Below are 656 nucleotides of genomic sequence, written 5' to 3'. Positions count from 1 at the left end.
GACTTAAAATAGGCTGTCGATACTAAAATTGATTAGAATTGTGTTTATGGGCTTTTAGGTGAGGAATAGGCTGCTTAGTATGTGAACCTTTCATTAGTAAGCTCCCTTTCTAAAAAACATGTTTAATGTATTAATTACCAACTTAAATGGAACATATTAAAATAATCTTATTGAACTAACGCAATACTTTAGTTGAACAACATGATNNATATTAAATGAACTAAATTTGTTATGAGGTGAAAGGGGTGGTTACAAAACAAGATGAAATTAAAGTAGTATTAGGTGCAGGAGCGTTTAACAATAATTCTGGATGGATATAAACACAAGAAAATGAACTTAACTTATTAGATGAGACTACTTGGAAAAATAGATTTTATAATAATTCTATCTCAGCTATTTTAGCTGAGCATGTATGGGAGCATCTTACCTATAAAGAAGGTGTGGATGTACCTAAAGTTTGTTATAAATTTTTAAAACCATCAGGTCATATTCGTTGTGGTGTTCCTGATGCGTTTTTTCAAGACGGAACCTATCAAAATTTAGTGAAAGTAGGAGGAACCGGACCTAAAGACCATCCAGCTGCAAAGCTTAAAATATTATACTATTAAAAAATAAGGAATATTTATCCTTATTTTTTTAATCAAGAACTTTATCTT

Annotated in this window: 1 pseudogene; it reads left to right on the top strand. The window is 30.3% G+C overall.

Annotated features, from left to right (window positions below):
* Positions 1-245: 245 nt before the first annotated feature.
* Positions 246-602: pseudogene (locus CN514_RS24940) on the top strand (class I SAM-dependent methyltransferase); the annotation flags it as partial.
* Positions 603-656: the final 54 nt, after the last annotated feature.

The sequence above is a fragment of the Bacillus sp. AFS001701 genome, from assembly GCF_002559405.1.
In the GTDB taxonomy this organism is placed as follows: Bacteria; Bacillota; Bacilli; order Bacillales; family Bacillaceae_G; genus Gottfriedia.
This window is presented reverse-complemented; position numbering and strand designations above follow the sequence as displayed.